General features: G+C 62.1%; 17 protein-coding genes and 1 tRNA gene. 9 read left to right on the top strand and 9 right to left on the bottom strand.

The genetic code is table 11. The features are described 5' to 3' along the window. Nucleotides 1-287 precede the first annotated feature (287 nt). The 3 genes from ACIQ2A_RS09600 to ACIQ2A_RS09590 all read left to right on the top strand — a co-directional run bounded on the left by ACIQ2A_RS09600 (nucleotide 288) and on the right by ACIQ2A_RS09590 (nucleotide 3,992). Nucleotides 288-863 (top strand): beta-1-3, beta-1-6-glucan biosynthesis protein, encoded by a 576-nt coding sequence (locus ACIQ2A_RS09600; protein ID WP_398478291.1) that lies wholly within the window; start codon nucleotides 288-290, stop codon nucleotides 861-863. A gap of 195 nt (nucleotides 864-1,058) precedes the next feature. Continuing rightward, nucleotides 1,059-3,728: a glycosyltransferase gene (locus tag ACIQ2A_RS09595; RefSeq protein WP_398478289.1), complete on the top strand. Its 2,670-nt coding sequence runs from the start codon at nucleotides 1,059-1,061 to the stop codon at nucleotides 3,726-3,728. Nucleotides 3,729-3,917: 189 nt separating this feature from the next. Further along, a tRNA-Lys gene (locus ACIQ2A_RS09590) sits at nucleotides 3,918-3,992 on the top strand. 38 nt (nucleotides 3,993-4,030) lie between these two features. Here ACIQ2A_RS09590 and ACIQ2A_RS09585 read toward each other — a convergent pair. The 5 genes from ACIQ2A_RS09585 to ACIQ2A_RS09565 form a co-directional block, all read right to left on the bottom strand. Further along, nucleotides 4,031-4,327 (bottom strand): DUF3325 domain-containing protein, encoded by a 297-nt coding sequence (locus tag ACIQ2A_RS09585; RefSeq protein WP_398478287.1) that lies wholly within the window; start codon nucleotides 4,325-4,327, stop codon nucleotides 4,031-4,033. Next, nucleotides 4,324-5,952, bottom strand: coding sequence for a PepSY-associated TM helix domain-containing protein (locus ACIQ2A_RS09580; protein WP_398478285.1), 1,629 nt, complete (start codon nucleotides 5,950-5,952; stop codon nucleotides 4,324-4,326). Before ACIQ2A_RS09580 ends, ACIQ2A_RS09585 begins: the two co-directional genes overlap by 4 nt. Nucleotides 5,953-5,965: 13 nt before the next feature. Then, nucleotides 5,966-6,247 (bottom strand): DUF3649 domain-containing protein, encoded by a 282-nt coding sequence (locus ACIQ2A_RS09575; RefSeq protein ID WP_398478283.1) that lies wholly within the window; start codon nucleotides 6,245-6,247, stop codon nucleotides 5,966-5,968. After that, nucleotides 6,244-6,978, bottom strand: a complete 735-nt coding sequence (locus ACIQ2A_RS09570; RefSeq protein ID WP_398478281.1) for a cobalt ABC transporter substrate-binding protein — start codon at nucleotides 6,976-6,978, stop codon at nucleotides 6,244-6,246. Before ACIQ2A_RS09570 ends, ACIQ2A_RS09575 begins: the two co-directional genes overlap by 4 nt. Before the next feature lie 106 nt (nucleotides 6,979-7,084). Then, nucleotides 7,085-9,394, bottom strand: a complete 2,310-nt coding sequence (locus ACIQ2A_RS09565; RefSeq protein ID WP_398478279.1) for a TonB-dependent receptor — start codon at nucleotides 9,392-9,394, stop codon at nucleotides 7,085-7,087. A 362-nt stretch (nucleotides 9,395-9,756) separates the two neighbouring features. Here ACIQ2A_RS09565 and ACIQ2A_RS09560 point away from each other — a divergent pair, with 362 nt between their 5' ends. The 3 genes from ACIQ2A_RS09560 (at nucleotide 9,757) to ACIQ2A_RS09550 (ending at nucleotide 11,385) form a co-directional block, all read left to right on the top strand. Continuing rightward, on the top strand, nucleotides 9,757-10,344 hold the full coding sequence (locus tag ACIQ2A_RS09560) for a formyltransferase family protein (RefSeq protein WP_398478350.1): 588 nt from the start codon (nucleotides 9,757-9,759) through the stop codon (nucleotides 10,342-10,344). Nucleotides 10,345-10,505: 161 nt separating this feature from the next. Then, nucleotides 10,506-10,865 carry a hypothetical protein gene (locus tag ACIQ2A_RS09555; protein ID WP_398478277.1) on the top strand — a complete coding sequence of 120 codons (360 nt, stop codon included), beginning with the start codon at nucleotides 10,506-10,508 and terminating at the stop codon, nucleotides 10,863-10,865. Between the two features lie 22 nt (nucleotides 10,866-10,887). Next, nucleotides 10,888-11,385, top strand: coding sequence for a hypothetical protein (locus ACIQ2A_RS09550; protein ID WP_398478275.1), 498 nt, complete (start codon nucleotides 10,888-10,890; stop codon nucleotides 11,383-11,385). Between the two features lie 5 nt (nucleotides 11,386-11,390). Here ACIQ2A_RS09550 and ACIQ2A_RS09545 read toward each other — a convergent pair whose 3' ends face one another. Then, nucleotides 11,391-11,600 carry a hypothetical protein gene (locus ACIQ2A_RS09545; protein ID WP_398478273.1) on the bottom strand — a complete coding sequence of 70 codons (210 nt, stop codon included), beginning with the start codon at nucleotides 11,598-11,600 and terminating at the stop codon, nucleotides 11,391-11,393. On the opposite strand from ACIQ2A_RS09545, the gene ACIQ2A_RS09540 reads away from it, so the two are divergent. After that, nucleotides 11,599-12,480, top strand: coding sequence for a DMT family transporter (locus ACIQ2A_RS09540; RefSeq protein ID WP_398478271.1), 882 nt, complete (start codon nucleotides 11,599-11,601; stop codon nucleotides 12,478-12,480). The two genes, ACIQ2A_RS09545 and ACIQ2A_RS09540, sit on opposite strands and share 2 nt — an antisense overlap. 118 nt (nucleotides 12,481-12,598) lie before the next feature. Next, on the top strand, nucleotides 12,599-14,026 hold the full coding sequence (locus ACIQ2A_RS09535) for a caspase family protein (RefSeq protein ID WP_398478269.1): 1,428 nt from the start codon (nucleotides 12,599-12,601) through the stop codon (nucleotides 14,024-14,026). Nucleotides 14,027-14,044: 18 nt separating this feature from the next. Here ACIQ2A_RS09535 and ACIQ2A_RS09530 read toward each other — a convergent pair whose 3' ends face one another. Continuing rightward, the gene (locus tag ACIQ2A_RS09530) at nucleotides 14,045-14,275 is read right to left on the bottom strand and encodes a BrnA antitoxin family protein (RefSeq protein ID WP_398478267.1); all 231 of its coding nucleotides are present in this window, start codon (nucleotides 14,273-14,275) and stop codon (nucleotides 14,045-14,047) included. A gap of 354 nt (nucleotides 14,276-14,629) precedes the next feature. On the opposite strand from ACIQ2A_RS09530, the gene ACIQ2A_RS09525 reads away from it, so the two are divergent. Then, nucleotides 14,630-14,857 carry a hypothetical protein gene (locus tag ACIQ2A_RS09525; RefSeq protein WP_398478265.1) on the top strand — a complete coding sequence of 76 codons (228 nt, stop codon included), beginning with the start codon at nucleotides 14,630-14,632 and terminating at the stop codon, nucleotides 14,855-14,857. A gap of 28 nt (nucleotides 14,858-14,885) precedes the next feature. On the opposite strand, the gene ACIQ2A_RS09520 is transcribed toward ACIQ2A_RS09525, so the two are convergent. Together ACIQ2A_RS09520 and ACIQ2A_RS09515 are read right to left on the bottom strand one after the other, a co-directional pair. After that, on the bottom strand, nucleotides 14,886-16,169 hold the full coding sequence (locus ACIQ2A_RS09520) for a CaiB/BaiF CoA transferase family protein (protein WP_398478263.1): 1,284 nt from the start codon (nucleotides 16,167-16,169) through the stop codon (nucleotides 14,886-14,888). 45 nt (nucleotides 16,170-16,214) lie between these two features. Beyond that, on the bottom strand, nucleotides 16,215-18,905 hold a 2,691-nt coding region (locus ACIQ2A_RS09515), incomplete at its 5' end, for a translocation/assembly module TamB domain-containing protein (RefSeq protein ID WP_398478260.1).

Raw genomic sequence — 18,905 nt, 5'->3', positions numbered from 1 at the left:
GAGATTAGGAGAAGCGCCAGCGGCGTGCGGTAGGAAATTGGTTCCGTCCTCCAAAAGACGTCCGTCGATTAGCTTGTCGCCGCCGATCTGCCAAGTGCGGGACAATAGCGATCCGGTGACTGTCCTCCCCTCACGCCATGGAAATGAGACGAACTTCGGACGTTCTGGACAAAATTGAAAATACCCGTCATGGGATTCACTTGAGGTCTTCGCCGCAATGGGGACCCATTTGCACGTCATCTGGCAACGATGTCAGAGGGCTGACTGCCAACTTTATCGGGGACTTTATGGGTCGACTGGTGTTCGGGTTCCAATCTGTGGTTCTGCGTCGTCTGGCCACGCCGGCCTTCGCTTTCCTGCTCGGTGCGAGCGCTGTCATTGCACCGGTCAGCACCGTTCTCGCCCAGGAGCAGAAGGCTGCGACCAGTGGCCCCACCCCCGCCGAGGTGGCCCGTGAGGGCCAGAAGCGCGCCGACGAATTCGTTGAGGCGACTCAGGCGATCAATGGCCCCGCTGGTAATCCCGAATGTGTCTGGCTCGGCCGCCGCGTCGTCGTGCTGATGTGGCGCGACGATCTCGACACCGCCTTCCGCCATCTCGACCTCTATGACCGTTTCGGCTGCCCAGGCGGCCATGTGCAGGCGACGTTCCGCTGCCTGGTGAAGTTCGGCCCGGCCATCGATCCGAAGGTCGCCGACAGCCTGAACCGCCACGTCCATGCCTGCTGGATCAATCCGAACGCGACGCCGCAGCCGGCCGCGCTGACCCAGCCTCCGACGCCCGCGCCTGCAGCTCCCGCTGCACCGGCCGCGCCGCAGCCCGAGGCGAAGCCGGACGCCAAGCCGGCCGAAGCGCCGAAGTAACAATCGCGCTTCGCGCGCACTGCCGCCACGGTAGTGCGCGTGTTCGCGTTTACACGACCTGCCGCCCTCAAAACGCCATGGCGGCAGTTGAGTTGTTGATTTCCGCGGCAGATTTTACTGCCCGTCGCCATTGGCCGGACCTCGGGGACAGGTCCGCTGCCCGGCCTAGCTTCGCCCCGTTATGGTTTGGACGCGATGCGCGCTGTCGTCGCCGTTATTCTTCTTGTGACTGCCGTTCATGCCGGTCTTTGGGCGCTTCTCCGCGAGAAGCAGGATGCGCCCGACTTCAAGGGCATGATTCCCAGCCTGTCCTACGCCCCGTTCGAAGGCACAGCGCATCCGGACGTCGATAATATCCCGACCGTCGACAAGGTCCGCGCCGATCTCAAGAAGCTCGCCACGATAACGCGGGCTATCCGTCTCTATTCGTCTACCGGCGGCGTCGAAATCGTGCCGGCGATCGCCAACGAATTCGGCCTCAAGGTCACGCTCGGCGTCTGGATCGACAAGAATGCCGACCGCAACGAGCGCGAGATCGTCTCCGCCGTCGATCTCGCCAAGAAAAACTCGAATGTCATCGGCGTCGTCGTCGGCAACGAAACGCTGTATCGCGATGAACTCAAGATCGACGACCTCATCGAATATATCCGCAAGGTGAAACGTCAGGTCAGCGTGCCTGTCACGACGGGTGAAATCTGGAACATCTGGCGCGACAATCCGCAGCTCGCGTCCTCGGTCGATTTTATCGCCGCGCACATCCTGCCCTATTGGGAAAACTTCGAGGACACCCAGGCGGTCGATCAGGCCGTCTACATCTACGGACTGCTGCGCGACACCTTCCCCGGCAAGCGCATCGTGGTCGCCGAATTCGGCTGGCCGAGCCAGGGCTACAATCTGCGCCGCGCCGAGCCCGGTCCGTTCAAGCAGGCTGTGGTGATCCGGAACTTCGTCACCCGCGCTGAAGCCATCGGCATGGACTACAATATCGTCGAAGCCATCGATCAGCCCTGGAAATTCTTCGAAGGCGGCGTCGGTCCTTATTGGGGCATGCTTGATGCCAATCGCGAGCCGAAATTTGCCTGGACCGGCCCGATCGTGAACCCGGCCTATTGGAAGAATGCCGGCCTCGCATTGCTGGTCGGCATCCTGCTGTCGCTGCCGATCCTGCAGATCGTGGCGCCGACGATGATGCAGGCCTTCGTGCTGTCGGTTGCGGCCAACGCTGTCGGCGCATGGGCGGCGCACATCTTCGCCTATCAGCAGACGCATTATTTTGTCTGGGGCTCGGCTTTCGCCCTCACCCTCGGCTGCATCCTGCTGATCCCGCTGATCCTCATCGCGCTGGCGCGCATCGAGGAGATCGCAGCCATCGCCTTCGGCCAGAAGCCGCTGCGCCTGCTGACGCCCGAGCGCAGCGCCGCATTGCTCGCTGCGGCCGAGGCCGAACAGAAATATCCCAAAGTATCGATCCACATCCCGGCCTATCGCGAACAGCCGGAGATGCTGAAGCTGACGCTGGATGCAGTGGCGGCGCTCGACTACCCGAATTTCGAATGCGTGGTGATCATCAACAACACCCCGGATCCCGCCTATTGGCAGCCGATCCAGGATCACTGCCGCACACTCGGCGAGCGCTTCATTTTCATCAATGCCGAGAAGGTGCAGGGTTTCAAGGCCGGTGCGCTGCGCATCGCCATGGACCGCACCGCAGCGGACGCCGAGGTGATCGGCATCATCGACGCCGACTATGTGGTGACGCCGAACTGGCTCAAGGCGCTGGTCCCCGCCTTCAACGATCCCCGCGTCGGCCTTGTCCAGGCCCCGCAGGATCACCGCGACGAAGACACGTCGCTGATGCACTACATCATGAACGGTGAATATGCCGGCTTCTTCGACATCGGCATGGTCCAACGCAACGAGGCCAATGCCATCATCGTCCATGGCACCATGTGCCTCATCCGCCGCGAGGCAATGGACATGGCGGGCGGCTGGGCCGGCGACACCATCTGCGAGGATTCCGATCTCGGCCTCGCCATCATGCAGCATGGCTGGCTGACGCATTACACCCGCGAGCGCTATGGCTATGGCGTGCTGCCGGACACCTATGAAGCGTTCCGCAAACAGCGCCATCGCTGGGCCTATGGCGGCTTCCAGATCATCAAGAAGCACTGGCGCCGCTTCCTGCCGGGCGCCAGCCGCATGTCGCAGGACCAGAAGCGCGAATTCGGCATCGGCTGGCTGAACTGGTTAGGGGCCGAAAGTCTCGGCGTCGTGGTGGCGATCCTGAACATCATCTGGGTGCCGATCATCGCCTTCGCCGACATCTCGATTCCCGACACGATCCTGACGCTGCCGATTATCGCATCCTTCGTGATCTCGCTCGCGCATTTCCTGATTCTCTACCGCCTGCGCGTGAAGATCGGCCTGTGGCAGATGCTGGGCGCCATGATTGCCGCCATGTCGGTGCAATGGACCGTATCGCGCGCGGTGGCGGACGGCCTCATCAAGGACCACCTGCCCTTCACCGTGACGTCGAAGGGTGGCAAGTCGCGCAGTTCGATCGAATTCCAGGCGTTCTGGGAGGCGGTGATCGGCGTGCTGCTCTGGATCAGCGCTGGCGTACTGGTGTTTGCCAATAACGACAAGCAGGTCACCGAAATCTACATCTTCGCCGGGGTGCTGATCCTGCAGAGCCTGCCGTTCCTGTCGGCGGTCGCCATCGCGATTCTGGAGAATTCCCGCGCCAACCAGTTCAAATGGTGGACCGACACCACGATCCGTACCGCAGAGCTGATCGGTTTCCGCCCGGTGCAGATGCCCCAGCTCGACATGGCCCGGCCGGAAGCCCAGCGTGAGGCGCGCTGACCCGGTTCGCCGCGCCAGTTCATGTCCACAATCCGCAGGCTCGCCCTTGACCCCGGCGGGCCCGCCTTTTACACAGCCGGTCAACGCGATACGCTGCATTGCAGCCACCATCGCGGCCGTGGCCGACCGGCTCTCCGCGCCCTTTTGGGGCCGGTATCTCCGGCAAGCCTCACTGAAACGGCATCTTTCGGGCGGGTAGCTCAGCGGTAGAGCATTCGACTTTTAATCGACTGGTCATGGGTTCGATCCCCATCCCGCCCACCATCAACTCTTTGAATAGCTGAACGGATTGACCGGTCCGCCTACTGGTGCCGCAGCTTCGGACCTTGCATCCGCGCATAGCCGATCAGCCCACACACGACGACACCAGCAGCCAGGCTCGTATGGCCGCTGAACATGACGAGGCCGAGGCCCCAGCCATGTTGAGCTGCGAGCACGCCTAGTGCGCCCAGCAACGCGACAGAGCCGACAAGACGCAGCATGCGCGTTCTGGCAGGTCCCAGAACCCTACCGAACAGATCGCGCTGCTGGCGGTGTGTGGCGCTGGCCAGTGCGGCGAAGCCGGCAAGGCTGAGCACGAAAGCGAACAGATGGCTCATTCGGCTGCCTCGCCAGACGCGACAACCATCGCGGACGGACGCGCCGCCTTGCGCTTGGCTGGTGCCTTCACCCGATGTCGCGCGGTGCGCAGCGCGAGAGCCACATGCAGCGCGGCCAGCACCCAGCACATCAGATCGATGCCGGCGAAGATCCAGTCGCCCTGCGCAAGGCTATGCCAGAGCGGACGCTGCGTGGTCACGGCATTCAAAACCGGCAGCAAGGCCAGCAGCGCCGCCGCTGCCCATAGCTGCTCGACCCAGGCCGCCTTGGCCGGCCGCAGCACCGCATGCAGCAGCGTCGCCGCCCATACGATGAAGAACAGATCGACTTCCCAATTGGAGCGGCCGGCCAGCGTGGTCGGCAGCAGGCGGTTGCCCCACATGAATGCCGTCATGGCGATGGACAGGCCGGCGATGCTCGCAATGTTCAGCCGCTCGACGAGGCGAAAACCGAAATACGGACGCTGCGGATCGGGCAGCTTCTGGCGCCGCTTCACCGTCCACATCACGAGGCCGGTGCCGACCATCGCCGTGCCCGTGAAACTCACGAGGAAATACAGCCAGCGCGTGACGGTGTCGCTGAAGCGTCCGAGATGCAGCGCATAGAGCACGCCGCGAGTCTCGGCCGCGCCGCCGACCTGATCACGAACCGACAGCAGCTTTCCGGTGGTGCCTTCGAATTCCAGATATTGCGGGCTCATGGAGACGCGGCCGGGATCACCGCGCGTCACCACCACGCGCGCTGCGGCGTCGCCGGGAAGCGAGACATTGACGCGACCGACATTGTCGTGACCCCAGCGCTCCTGCGCCTGTCGCACCATGTTTTCGACGGAGGCAAGCGGCACCCTCTGGCCCGTGGGCTTGCCCAGCTGGGTGAACGCGCTGAGCTCCGCCTGCAACTGCTGGCGCTCGGCCGGCGACTTGATCGCCACCTGCCCGCCCCACGGCATGTACAGCGCCATCAGCGTGACCAGGCCGGTGTAAGTGATCATGGCGTGGAACGGCAGGCCGAACACCGACAGCGCGTTATGGGCGTCCAGCCACGAACGCTGGCCCTTGCCCCAACGGAACGTGAAGAAATCGACGAAGATCTTCTTGTGGGTGATCACGCCGCTGATGATGGCGACGAGCATGAACATCGCCGCGATGCCGGCCAGCCACCTGCCCCACAGCACCGGCATGTAATGGAACTGGAAATGGAAGCGGTAGAAGAATTCGCCGCCTAGCGTATCGCGTGACGCCACGCGTTCGCCCGTCGCGGGATCGAAATGGCCGTCGGCGAAACCGCGCTGGCCTGGTTCACGTGGCGCCGTGCGCCAGAATGCATAGGCGCTGTTGTTGCGGTCGTCGGGTAGACGAACACTCCATTGCGACGTGCCCGGTGCAATCTTGTCGAACGAACCCGCGACGCGTTGCGCCACCAGGGCTGGATCGGGACGTTCGGCGAGCCGCGACAGCTCAGGCCGCGCCCATTGCGACAGCTCGTCCTTGAAATAGGACACCGTGCCAGTCAGGAACATTGCATAGAGCACCCAGCCGAGCAGCAGGCCCACCCAGGTATGCAAGTCCGACATGCTTTGCCGGATGCCGCGGCCAGCACTGTCCTGATCGCTTTCGGTTGTCATGAACCAGACCTCGTCAGGTCACGGACCACGCCGCCAGCCCCAAGGGCACCGCGGCAATGATCAGACCCGTCCACGCCTTCAGCGCGCTGCGCACGGCAAATACCCAGATCACCGCACCGGCATAAACGAGGAAGCTTCCGAGCTGGCCCGCGATCACGGCCTGGACCTTGTTCATCGGCAAAGCGAGCACGGCGACGCTGCTCAGCGCTGCCAGCGCATAGCCACCGGCCAATGCGGCGGCGATGCGCGAGACGAGCGGGCCGGTCGCCAGGAGCCGATGAACGTAGACGCTCATTTTGCCGGCGAAGGCGTCGCCGCCGGGCCCGCTGGAAGCGGTGACAGGCCGTTGGCATTCACATAGGTCACGGTGGTGGCGTAGCTGACGCCATCATATTTCTCGACGCCATTCGCGCCCGCGCGCTCCCCAACGGCGCGATCATTGAAGCTGACTTCGGCTACATAGGTGCCCTTCCAGGGCAGGTCGAACGTCACGATGCCCTGCTCGTCGGTGTTGGCTTCCTTGGACCAGCCGGATTGCGTGACCAGCGTGACCTTGGTCTTGGCCTTGGGCTGATCCTTGAAGAAGAGCTTGAATTCGCCGTCCTGCCCGGTTGGCACGAGGTCGAGCACCAGCTTCGGCTTCTGTGCGGCAAAACCGGTGATCAAGCGCGCCGCGGGGTAGTACCAGCCGGTGATCTGCTTATCCTGCTGCTTGGTCTGAAAGAGAGGATAGCTCGCATCTTCGGCCACGATGCTGTCGCCCGCTGCAGCCTTAAACGGCAGTGTGAAACCGTTCGCCGTCTTGGTCGCGTCCGATTTCTGCTCGCCCTTGGATGCGATGAGCGTGCTGGTCACCTTGGCAAATTTGTCCAGCAATCCCGGCGACGCCTCACGAAGATTTTCGCCAAACTCGCCAAAGCGCACCACGGCATTCTCGCCATCCGCCTGTTCGATCCAGATCTGGTGCGCGTGGGCAGAGGTGACTTCGCCGAGCATGGCGATGATAGCGAGAGAAAGCTTCTTCATGACGAACCTCGATTGCATCCTATGTCCAAGCAATTCGGCGCGAGTGACATCGATTTACGACATCACACGCGCCGGATGATATTGGTTCCTGTGCAGCTATGCTCGATCAGAAATCGAACGCGGCCGAAAGGATGTAGGTCCGCGGCGAACCGACTGTCACGAAGGTGCCCGTCGTGAGCCAGTAGTTTGCGCCGCCAACATTCTCGATATTTGCGCGGAATGTGACAGGTTTTCCGGTAAGCGCTGTGGTCGTGTAACGCGCGCCGATATCAACACGGGTCCAGTCCGGATACTTGAGCAGATTAGCGGTGGTGAGATAAGAGCCCGCCGTGTAGATCACGCGGCCATTGAGCGCAAAGCCTTGCACGCCAGGCACATCCCAGTCGAGACCGGCCGAGAATGTCTTGTCAGGCACGCCGGCTGCATCGTTACCACGCTGCGTCGGATCAGTCGGATTGGTCAGCTCAGGCTTCAGGAATGTAGCACTCGCCATGCCGCGCAGGCCAGGCAAGATCAGGCCGTAAGCGTTCAACTCCACACCGCGGTTACGCTGTTCGCCATCGTAAGCAAGTGCACCGGTCGCCGTGGTGACCGCGCTCGGACGCGTGATCTGGAATACGGCAGCCGTCGTGGTGATTGTGCCCCAATCGACCTTCACGCCAGCTTCCTGCTGCTTCGACTTGTAAGGCGCAAGAACCGCACCGACGTTGGTGTAGGTCGGCCCGACGACCTGTCCCTGCGACAATCCTTCAGCATAATTCGCATACAGCGAGACATTCTGAAGCGGCTTGATCACGATGCCGGCGAGCGGCGTGGTCGCAGCGGCGTCGTAACTACCACTGAGCGCGCCGGACGTCAGACTGAAGCTGTCCTGCTTCACCATCTGGTGACGCGCGCCGACGGTGAACAATACCCTGTCATTCAGGAACGACAACGTGTCCGAAATTGCGACGCTGGTCAGCGTGGTGTCAGAGCTCTTGCCCATCGCGGGACGTCCCGCCGGAAGTGTCGGCAACGGTGACGGGTTGTAGATGTTCGACGCCACAAAGCCCGTGCTGGCGAGCGACGACACGTAGCCGTAGCCCATCTCCTGATTGTAGCCCGTAAAAGCGACGTTCACCGAATGGTTGACGAAGCCGGTGTCGAACTTCGCCCGCAGGCCGACATTGCCGCTGACCGTCTTGGTGTAAGCGTCATAATAGGCATTGAAGGCATTGAAATTACCGAACTGATCGGCACCAGCCAGACCACCTGCACGGGAGTCGGCGAGGTTTTGCTCATGATTGCCTTCACGATAACCGACGCCGGCATAAGCGGTGAGCCAGTTGGTCACATCATATTCGAGAGCCGATGCAATCGTGTTGTCGCGCTGCTTCAGCATTGTGCCCGGATACCAGTTACTGGTGGCGCTGGGTGGTGCCGGAATAAAGGGCACCGTGCCCTGAATGGTCAGCTGCGGGCGGAAATTCTTGGTGTCATCGTTCTGCGAGATGGCATCCATCGTCCAGCGCAGACGCTCGCCCCGATAATCGAGCGAAAGCGCGCCTGTGCCAGTGCGCCAGTTGCCTCCGTCGATCGAGGCCTCACCATTGCGCGCGATGCCGTTGAAGCGGACGCCCCACTCCTTATTGTCGCCATAGCGCCGGCTGGCTTCCAACTTCAGACCGTAATTGGCACCGCTCATGAAGAACGGTGTCAGACGCGCGAATGGCTCCTCGGTGGCGCGCTTGCTGACGATGTTGATGGCGCCGCCGACAGTGCCGCCCGGCGCGATGCCGTTGATCAGCGCGCCCGGCCCCTTCAGCAGTTCGATCCGCTCGATGATCTCCGCTGGAACATGATAGGCCGAAATCAGGCCATAGAGCCCGTTGAAGCCGACGTCCTGCCCCTGCACCTGGAAGCCACGGATCATGAACGTATCGTCATAACCGTTGGCGCCAGTGGTCATGCGAACCGACGCATCATTGATCAGAGTATCCGCGGCGGTACGAGCCTGCTGGTTCTCGATGAGCTGCGACGTATAGTTGGTGGTGCTGAACGGCGTATTCATCACACTGGTGCTGCCGAGCAGACCGAGCGTTCCGCCGGTAGCGACCTGGCCGCCCGCATAGGCTGGCGCCGGGGTGCCGATGGTACGGGTCGAGCCCATCGTAGTGGTTGGCGCTGTCGGTGCCGGCTGTTCGTTCACCTGTCGGGGCGCAACGCGTGTCGCACGCTGAGACGTCGTGCGCGTACGCACGGTGCGAGTTGCCCGGGTGCGCTGCTGAGGCGCGTCCACCGACACGGGCGGCAGCACATTCGTCTGCGCGCTCTGCGCATTCACCGGCGAAGTCCCCGCTCCGCTCAGGCACAGCGCAAAAACGCTTGTGGCAGCACCGACGAACAGACGGTTCTTGTATTTCTGATTGATGGTCACGACGCCCCCCAATTATAGGATTGGAGGCCTGACTAGGTAATTGATGCGGCGTAAGCAACGAGACCGAATTAGAATAGATTTAGGAACGGGAATAACCTCTTTTTCCGCCGCCTAGCATTCATGGACGTGAATTCGGCGAGAACACAAGAGCAACTTCGCACTGGCGAAAACACAACAGAAGGCGCCCTCCGCGAAACGCGGCCTTCTAATGGAGCCGCGAATCACAGTTTCGCTGTCAGCCATGGCCAAAGCAGCATCTGAGGCCCCGCTTTAGATGGCCCAGATATTGATCTTGCGTTGATGCCGGAAAGCCTGCCAAGACCGTGGCAAACAATCCCGCCTCTGATTACCGGACCTTATCCATGCGCATCACCCTCGTCGGCTCCCGCCACTTCGGCGTCACCACGCTCGACATGCTGAAAACCCACAAGGTCGAGATCATCAGCGTCGTCGTTGCCGATGCGGAAGATCGCCTGGCCGCGGCGGCAAAGGCGGCCGGCATCCCGGTCACCGTGCAAGCCAATCCGAAGCTCGTGGTGGCTGCCGAGATCGCTGACGGCACCGATCTGATCATTACCGCTCATAGCCATGCCCGCATCGGCCAGGACGCGCTGGACAAGGCCAAGCTCGGAGGCATCGGCTATCACCCGTCATTGCTGCCCCGTCATCGGGGAATCGCCGCGGTGGAATGGACCATCAAAGAAGGCGACCCGATCGCCGGCGGCACCATTTACCATCTGGCCGACGTCATGGATGGCGGCGCCATCGCAGCCCAGGAATTTTGTTTTGTGAAAAAGGGCGAGACTGCCCGCGAGCTGTGGGAACGCGCCCTCGCCCCGCTTGGCTACAAGCTGCTCGGCGAAGTCGTCGATTATGCCATTGCAAACAAGAGCTTGCCGGCCACTTACCAGGACGAGCAGTTCGCGACCAAAGCGCCCAAGCTCAGCTAATCGCGCAAGGTCTCGCAAAAATATCGCACGTTCCCCGGGAACGATCCTGGGGAGTGTGCGTTGCAGCGCATAGGTGTTATGGGCTCACTGCGCACCGCACAAACTTTGGACACATTAAGATCCAATAACGCAGCCCATCACAACATCGAGGATTTGATTCAATGCGTTTCGACCGCATGCGCGTGTTCCTGTCCGTCTCCTTGCTGGCCGGTGCCACGCTTGCCACCACTGCCCCTGCGTTCGCCCAGCATCCCTATGATGGTCTTTGGAACGTCACCATTTTCACGCAATCTGGCAGCTGTGACCGCACGGCGAGCTATCCGTTGACGGTGACCGAAGGCCGCGTCTCTGCACCCGGCGCTGACGTCTCCGGCAAGATTGCGACATCGGGCGTCGTCCGCGTTGCCATCGGGCCGGCCTTCGCCAACGGTCAGCTCACTGGAAATGCCGGCTCCGGCAAATGGAATGGCGCCTCGAACGGCGTCCCCTGCAGCGGGCGCTGGGAAGCTTCTCGTCAATAAACCGCAGTCAGGAAATGCTCGAATGAACGTCGTCTCGATCTCGCCACGCGCTCTCGCTCGGACCGCTGTTGTCGCCGCCGCCCTTGCGGTGCCGTCAATCGCGGCCTTCGCCCAGTCCGCGCCTTTTGAAGGGATGGCGGGTGTGTGGTCCGGCAGCGGCAATATCTCACTCGACGACGGCTCCAAGGAGCGCATCCGCTGCAAGGCGACTTACGCCGTATCGGGTGATGGTAGTGGTCTGAACCAGGCTCTTCTGTGCGCCAGCGACAGCTACAAGTTCGAACTGAAGAGCAATGTGCAGGCCAAGGGCAACGCGCTGTCGGGCCAATGGTCGGAGACCACCCGCAATGTCAGCGGCGAGTTGTCTGGCACGTCCAGCGCCGGCAAATTCAATGTGAATGTCTCGGCACCGGGATTCGATGCCAAGCTGACGCTGACGACCACGGGCAACAAGCAGGCCGTGTCGATATCGTCCGACGGCCAATTCAAGGGCGTCAACATCACCCTGAGCCGCAGCTAAACTCGTCAGCTCATCTGATTTTTAAAACCCCGGTCGCCCACGCGGCCGGGGTTTTCGTTTGCAGTGCAATGCGCTCGCTCAGTCACCTCGTTGTTTCGCATCGCTGCCGCTGCAAATCCGTCCATTGCCAAGCGAAGATCCCGCCGATACAGCCTGCGGGAAAGGCCATCGCTGACCAAAACGGCGACGCCGTGCAGGAAAACGCCCGCGTCCATGACCGCTTATCCTCCGTCGAAACTGCGTGCCGCAATATGGATGTCCGGCTGGCTGTTGCTCATGCTGTTCGTCGCCATCGGCGGGCGCGAGACGCTGCGCGATCTCAACGTCTTTCAGGTCATGGAAATCCGCTCGCTGTTCGGCTTCGTTTTCCTGACGCCGATCATCCTGCTGAATGGCGGCTTCGGCACCATGGGGACTGCACGGCCGATTGCGCATCTATCGCGCAACCTCGTGCATTATGCGTCGCAAATCGGCTGGTTCTATGCGCTGACCCTGATCCCGCTCAGCCAGCTCGTCTCGATCGAATTCACGATGCCGATCTGGATCGCGATCATGGCCGCGCTTTTTCTCGGCGAGCGCATGACCGTCTGGAAGATCACCGCCATCGTGCTCGGCCTGATCGGCGTCGTCGTCATCGTTCGACCGACCACGGGCGAGATCAATTATGGCCAGCTGATTTCGCTCGCTTCAGCCTTCGGATTTGGTATCTCGATCACGCTCATCAAGTCGCTGACAAGGACTGATAGCGCGCTGAAAATCATCTTCTGGATGATCGTCGTGCAATCGGTCGCGGGCGTCATTCCTGCGATCACCGTGTGGCAATGGCCGTCGGCCTATGTGTGGTTCTGGCTGGTCGTCGTCGGCTTCTGCGGCACCTTCTCGCACTTCTGCATGGCCCGCGCGATGCTCTATGCCGATGCGACGGTGGTAGTTCCAATGGACTTCCTCCGCGTTCCGCTCAGTGCCGCGATCGGATGGTTACTATACTCTGAACAGCTCGACATGTTTACGCTGCTGGGCGCCGCACTCATCCTGGCTGGCAATACGCTTAACCTGCGTAGCCCTGCACCTGTACCTGCGCGCATGAGCACCTGAGTTCCCTTTTCGATTTTATTCCCGCAGTGCGCGTCCCGACATTTTGGCCTGCGTATTGAATTGCTATTTTCCTCGCCGTCAGTCGGTCGCCGAACCGGATTCGATGGGGAGATTTGCCGTGCGCCAGCTCGTATTCGCTTTATCAGCGCTGTCCGTCATGTTCAGCGCCACTGCAGCGCTCGCCGATAAGCGCGTTGCATTCGTCGTCGGCAACGGCGCCTACAAGAATGTCGATCCGCTGCCGAACCCGCCCATCGATGCCAAGGCGATGGCCAGCACGCTGCGCAATGTGGGCTTCGAGGTGATCGAGGGGTCCAATCTCACACGCGACGGCATGACCGAGCGCTTGCTTGAATTCGGGCGCAAGGCACAGGGCGCTGATGTCGCGCTGTTCTTCTATGCCGGTCACGGCATCTCAGTGAACAACATCAATTACCTTCTGCCGGTCGATGCCAATCTGAAATCGGAGATGGACGTGAAGCTCGGCGCTGCCATCAATGTCGAAATGACGCTTGAGCAGACCATGGGCGATGCCAAGGTCAAGCTGGTGTTCCTCGACGCCTGCCGCGACAATCCATTCGCAGCCAAAATCCGCTCCAGCGGTTCCGCGACCCGCAGCGTTGCAGTGTCGTCCGGTCTTGCCGAGATGAAATCCGGCGAAGGCACACTGATCGCCTTTGCGACGAGCCCTGGTCAGACCGCGCTCGACGGCAAGAGCGGCGGCAATAGCCCGTTCACGCGTGCGCTGCTGACCAACATCACGGCGCCGGGTGCTGAGATCCAGCAGGCCATGACCAAGGTCCGCGCGCAGGTGCAGGACGAGACCAACAGGGGCCAGCTGCCCTGGGGCCACACCAACCTCATCGGTGCGGTCTATCTGAATCCCGACGTCCAGACCCAGGTGCAAGTCGCGGCTGCGAGCCCGACCGCCACCATGCCGGCGACGGCTGTGGCAGGCTCGGATGTCGAACTTGAGTTCTGGCGTTCGATCAAGGACACCAATCGTCCTGAGGAGCTCAACGCCTATATCACCATGTATCCGAACGGGCAGTTCAAGCCGCTCGCCCTCGCCCGCATCGCGGCGCTTCAGGAAGCCGCGACCGCGCCGCGCACGGCGGGGCCGGGTGCTGACAAGGCTGTCTACACCGAACCTGCCAGTCAGCTCACCGAGGACAAGGTCGGCCTCAATCCGGCCAAGCGTCGCGACGTGCAGCGCCGTCTCAATGGCCTCGGTTTCGATACCAAGGCGACCGGCACATTCGACGCCGGAACCCGCAGTGTGATCACCCGCTGGCAGGCAGCGCGCGGCTACCCGACGTCAGGCTATCTCAACAAGGCGCAGCACACGGCGCTGCTGGCCGAGCCCGTCACCCTGGCCGAAGAACCGGCACCTGCGCCGAAGCCGGTGCGCCGCCAGGTGCAGCAAACCTATGATGAAGCACCGCCCCCGGTCGCCAGACGCCAGGGAGCGCCTGCGCCGGCCGTGGACCCTGCTTTGCCTGGCCGGTTCATTGGCGGCGTTGTCGGCGGCTTCCTGAACCGATAAGCGCGAACGGCCGCGGAATTACTTGCCCGCGGCCTTCCGCAGCGCATCATTGATGCGGTCTTGCCAACCGGGGCCGCCGTCCTGAAAATGTTCCAGTACGTCCTGATCGATCCGCAGCGACACCAGCTCGCGAACGCCGGGGACGGCTGCCTTCTTCGCCGGCGCCTCGACCACGGGGGCGGTCGCCTTCTTGAATGCCGCCTCCGCCTCGCTACGGGCGTCTTTGGGGCGGCGCGGTGGCTGGGCCATGACTGCGAATCCTTACAAAGCGTGATGCTGCTCAACAGCTAGGACAAGGTCCGCGCAATTGCCAGCCGGTAAGACGATCACGGCCGTATCCTGAGTGCTGCCATGGACGCATCGTCGCGCCCGGTCAGGCGGGTAACACAACGTGCAGATTCCAGTGCTAGATCATACAAGCGTGGCACTGCGTCACAGCACCCCGCAATGCACAACTTCGTTCGCCGCTGCATCGCAAAAGCGCGATCGGAATATCACCAGATCAACGCATTTGTGTTGCGATGGGGTCAAACAAATCAGTTGTGGTCCATCAAATCAGGATAGTCTAACCGCAGGTCAAATCAGATGGTGAAGGAGGTCACGATGGCAGCTGCTGCTGAAATCCGCACGACCAAGACGTCCCATCAGAATGCGCCGGGCACAGCGCCTCGCGCGGATCTCCCGACCTGCCCTGTCTGCGCCGACAGCATGATCGCCGCAGAGTCCTCAGCCTTCCTCGCCGACAACGTCGTGAGCTACCTCTGGACCTGTGACACATGCGGCTATGGCTTCGTCACTAATCACACGATGAAGAAGATCACATGCAGTTGACACGGCCATAATAGCCGGGCGCCCGGATTTAGGTGACCGACGCCCCCCTATCCTTAAGAACATGCGCGTTATGCTCACCTAAACGCGGAGCTGGACGTTCCGGCGCTGGCTGCGATTTCGACCAGCGACCTGTCGATCTCATCGCCCTGATGGGTCCTTCGCTCGGATGTTCAATCTCGTCGAAGAAGCCGACAGCCTTCAAATGCGGATCGTCGATCAGGCTATCGATCGTCGCCAGCGGCACGGCTGGAATATCGACGCGCTCCAATTCCTGCATCCACCAGTCGGTGGTTCGTGTCGCAACAAGTTCGGCAACGATCTGATAAAGCGCCGTCGTATTGTGCGTGCGTCCGGACACGGTGGAGAAGCGTTCATCCTCTAGCACATTACTACGATCGACGAGCCCGAAAAATGCTTTCCATTGTTTGTCGGTCACGAGCAGCAGACAGACCACGCCGTCCGATGTCGTGAACGGTCGCCGCACCGATGCGTACCGCTCGAACACCGTCGGGCCGAGCTGAGGTTCATACGTACGCCCGCCCATGTGGTCGGACAGCACCATGAAGGCCATGGTCTCGAACATCGCGATTTCCACATGCTGTCCCTCACCAGTCCTGAGGCGGTGATACAGCGCGCCGAGCGCGGCATTGGCCGCATTCATGCCTGTGACGCGATCCGCGACAGCAATCGGCGCATATCGTGCGCCGCCCTCTTGCGACGCGCCGAGAGACGGTATTCCGACCGCGGCCTGAATCAGATCGTCATAGGCGGGCCTATCGGAGTAAGGCCCGCCGCTGCCATAGCCGACGATGCTCACATAGATCAGCGATGAATTGACCTCACACAGGTCCTGGTAAGCGAGACGCAGCCGCTGCATGGCCTTGGTCCTGACATTGCAGATCAGGACATCGGCATCCCTGATCAAGGCCAGAAACGCATTGCGTCCGTCCTCGCTCTTCAGATCGAGCGCGACGCTGCGCTTGCCGCGATTGGCGTGGAGATGCATCGGCCCCATCCCGCCGCTGCGCGACTGACCGATATTGCGCAGATTGTCGCCTTCGGGTGTTTCGACCTTGGTGACGTCGGCGCCCATTTCCGCCAGGGTTTGCGCAGCACAGGGACCGGACAACATCGTGGTGAGATCGACAACCCGAACACCATGTAGCGGACCTGACATTGGAAACTCCCTGCGATCATTGAAGACGGCACGCTCTGCGGCGCTTTGATTTTCTGTGACGCGAACTATTTGCTCGAAGGCTCGATCGAGCCGAGAGCGAACATGCCAAACACAACAGCAGATGGCTATCAGCAATCAAGCGAGGATGAGAAGGGCGCGATAGACATGGCGGCCCCTCGCCTAGTATTCGATCTCGGTCCCGATCCCGATCGACGTAGCACCGGCACCCGATGCTTCGCCCTGCAAGCGCAGGCGGCGGGTAAGATCGATATCGAACGTGACGGCAGAGTCCTTCGCCGCTGCCGCGCCTTTCACGCCGACGCTGACTCGGCTGTTGATAGCCCGCGCGGCGCCGACGCTGGGGCCACTGGCACCGCCCGCAGAAATATCCAGCGCATCGACGCCAAGCGAACGACGCAGCCGCTCCATCGTGTCCGGCCCGCCGTCGCCGGAGAACTGCGCCACCATCTGCGCGAGCTGCACCGCCTGGAATGGCGACAAACCGCCCGATGCCTTCGAGAACATGATGCGGGACAGCACCTCGTCCTGCGGCAGATCGGGCGACGAGCTGAACGTAAATGTCGGTGCCGAGGCGATGCCGCTGACCGCGATCTGCGCGGTGACGTCACCCGCCTGGGTCTGCGCAACGAAATCGAGTTCCGGCGTGACCTCGCCGCTGAACGTCGCACGGCCGCGGCTGAAATCGAGGCGGGTGCCCGCTACTTGCAATTTTCCGCGCCGCATCTCGAAGGCGCCGATGGTGACCGGCGATGCCAGCCGCCCGGTCAGCCGCATGTCGCCGCCGAGTTCGGCGTCAATACCACGGCCACGGACAAAGATCCGGTTCGGCGCAGCAATGGTGAGATCGAGTGCCGCATCGAAGGGCGGCGCGCGCTTGGTCCGTTTGCGCGCCTTCTCTTCTTTCTCGATCGCCTGACGTACATGTTCGGGCGCATCGATGTGGCGCGTGCCGGCCAACGGCTTCAGCGTGGACGGCAGCCGTTCCGGGACATTGATGTCGAGACCATCGATATCGATGCGTCCGGTGACCCGCGGATCGCGCATCAACGGACCGGCAATGCGCAGGTTCGGACTGGCGCGCATCTTCATGATCGCGTTCGATGCCAGCAGCATGTCGCGGCCGGTGATCTGGATCGAGCCAGGCAATCCCGCATCCGGATCGATGCGGATATTGCCGCTGGCATTGAGGCTGCCGCCATTGGCGCTGGTCGCGGTAAAACGTTCGATCACCATATCATCATTGCGCGCTGCGATCCGCGCAGCGACGCCGGTGAGCTTGGTCCCGAGTTCGACATCGTCGAAAGTGCCGCCAGACAGCGTGACTGCACCATTGAGCTTCGGCTTCTCGAACGCGCCGGTGACGCGCAGGTCGATGTCCGACCGCCCCGCCAAGCGCCGGCCCTGAGGAGCGAGATGGCCGTTGGCTGCGGCAAGATCGAGCGCGCCTTTTACGGAAAGATCGAGACTGCCGCGCTGCAGCGGGACTTTGCCGACAGCGTGCAACTGGCCAAGACGCGGTGCGCTCACCTGCGCATCCAGCGTGGTCAGCCCATCGCTCAGCCGACCACTGGCTCGAATGCCCATCGGTGCCAGCGCGAATTCGCGTGTCTGCGCCGCCGCGAGGCCATTGATGGCGACGCGCCAGTCGCCACTCGGCGCTTGCGCCGTACCGGTCACACGCGCCTGCGCATCGAGCGTACCCGCGAGACCGAGCTGCGGCGCCACGGCATTGGCGATCGCGAGCGGCACGGCCCTCGCCGAAAGCGCGAGATCGAGGGTCTCGCCGGCCGAGCCGTTCACACTCAGCACACCGCGATCCAGCGCCAGCGCAAAATCCCTGATATCGACGGTCGAGCCACGCAGCGTGAATGACGCCGGCCGCGCCAGCGCAATTCGGCTGCTTTCATAACGCGCCGTGAGCGCCGAGAGATCAAGGCGGATGTCGCCGGCCGGCACCAGCATGGCACGTAGATCGGCGCCGATGCGACGGCCATTCACTTTCAGCGTGATGTCACTGCCAGATGTGGTCGTACGCGACGCCACACGCATGCTCGGAAACACCTCGCCTGCGATGGCGGCGCTGTCGACGGCGATGTCGCCCTGCACGAGCGGACGCTGCCAGATGTCGCGCAATGCCGCCTGCACATCGATCTTGCCGATGGCATCGTTCGCATGTTTGAGGCCCTGACCACGCAATGCAATCCGGGCATGCTGCGCGCCGGCCTCGGTGCTGAAATTCAGATTGGCATCGAAGGCACCAGCCAGCTTGGCCATAAATAGCGGTGACAGGTCGTCGAGATTGCCGGCCGCTGCAGTCAATTGTCCCGACACCAGATGCGCTGCATCCAGCGCGACAGCGCCGCGGGCGGCAACCGAACCTATGCGCAGATCGAGATCATCGAGCCGCCATCCGCCATCCGCCTGTTTGGCAACATGAAGACGTCCATTGGCATTGTTGCGATCGATGGTACCGGCCAGCGTCGCCTTGGCGTCGAGTAAGCCGGTGAGGTCGGTGGCGGCGAGGTCAAGCGCGAGACGCGGCATCGGTCGCCCCGATGCTTGTACATTGTTTGCAAGCACGGACACATTAGCATTGAGCCGGTCAAGCGAACCTGTGAGTTGCCCATGCGCCTCCGCCTGCCCGCTCAATGTCTTGTCCGCATGCGACAGCTGCGGGATCTGCACCGCAGCGATGACAGCGGCACTCTCCCTGCTGGCATCGCCAATCACGCGTGCGCTAATGTGGCGGCCAGCAATACGCAGGTCGTCAAAGCCGAAGCCGCCATTGGGCAGCGTGCGCAGGAGGCCGGTTATATCGACCGTGCCCCCTGTGAGACCATCCACGTGACT

The sequence above is a fragment of the Tardiphaga sp. genome (assembly GCF_044336785.1).
Classification (GTDB): Bacteria; Pseudomonadota; Alphaproteobacteria; order Rhizobiales; family Xanthobacteraceae; genus Tardiphaga.
The sequence above is the reverse complement of the archived record's forward strand: the minus strand, read 5'-3'. Positions and strand labels throughout refer to the sequence as shown.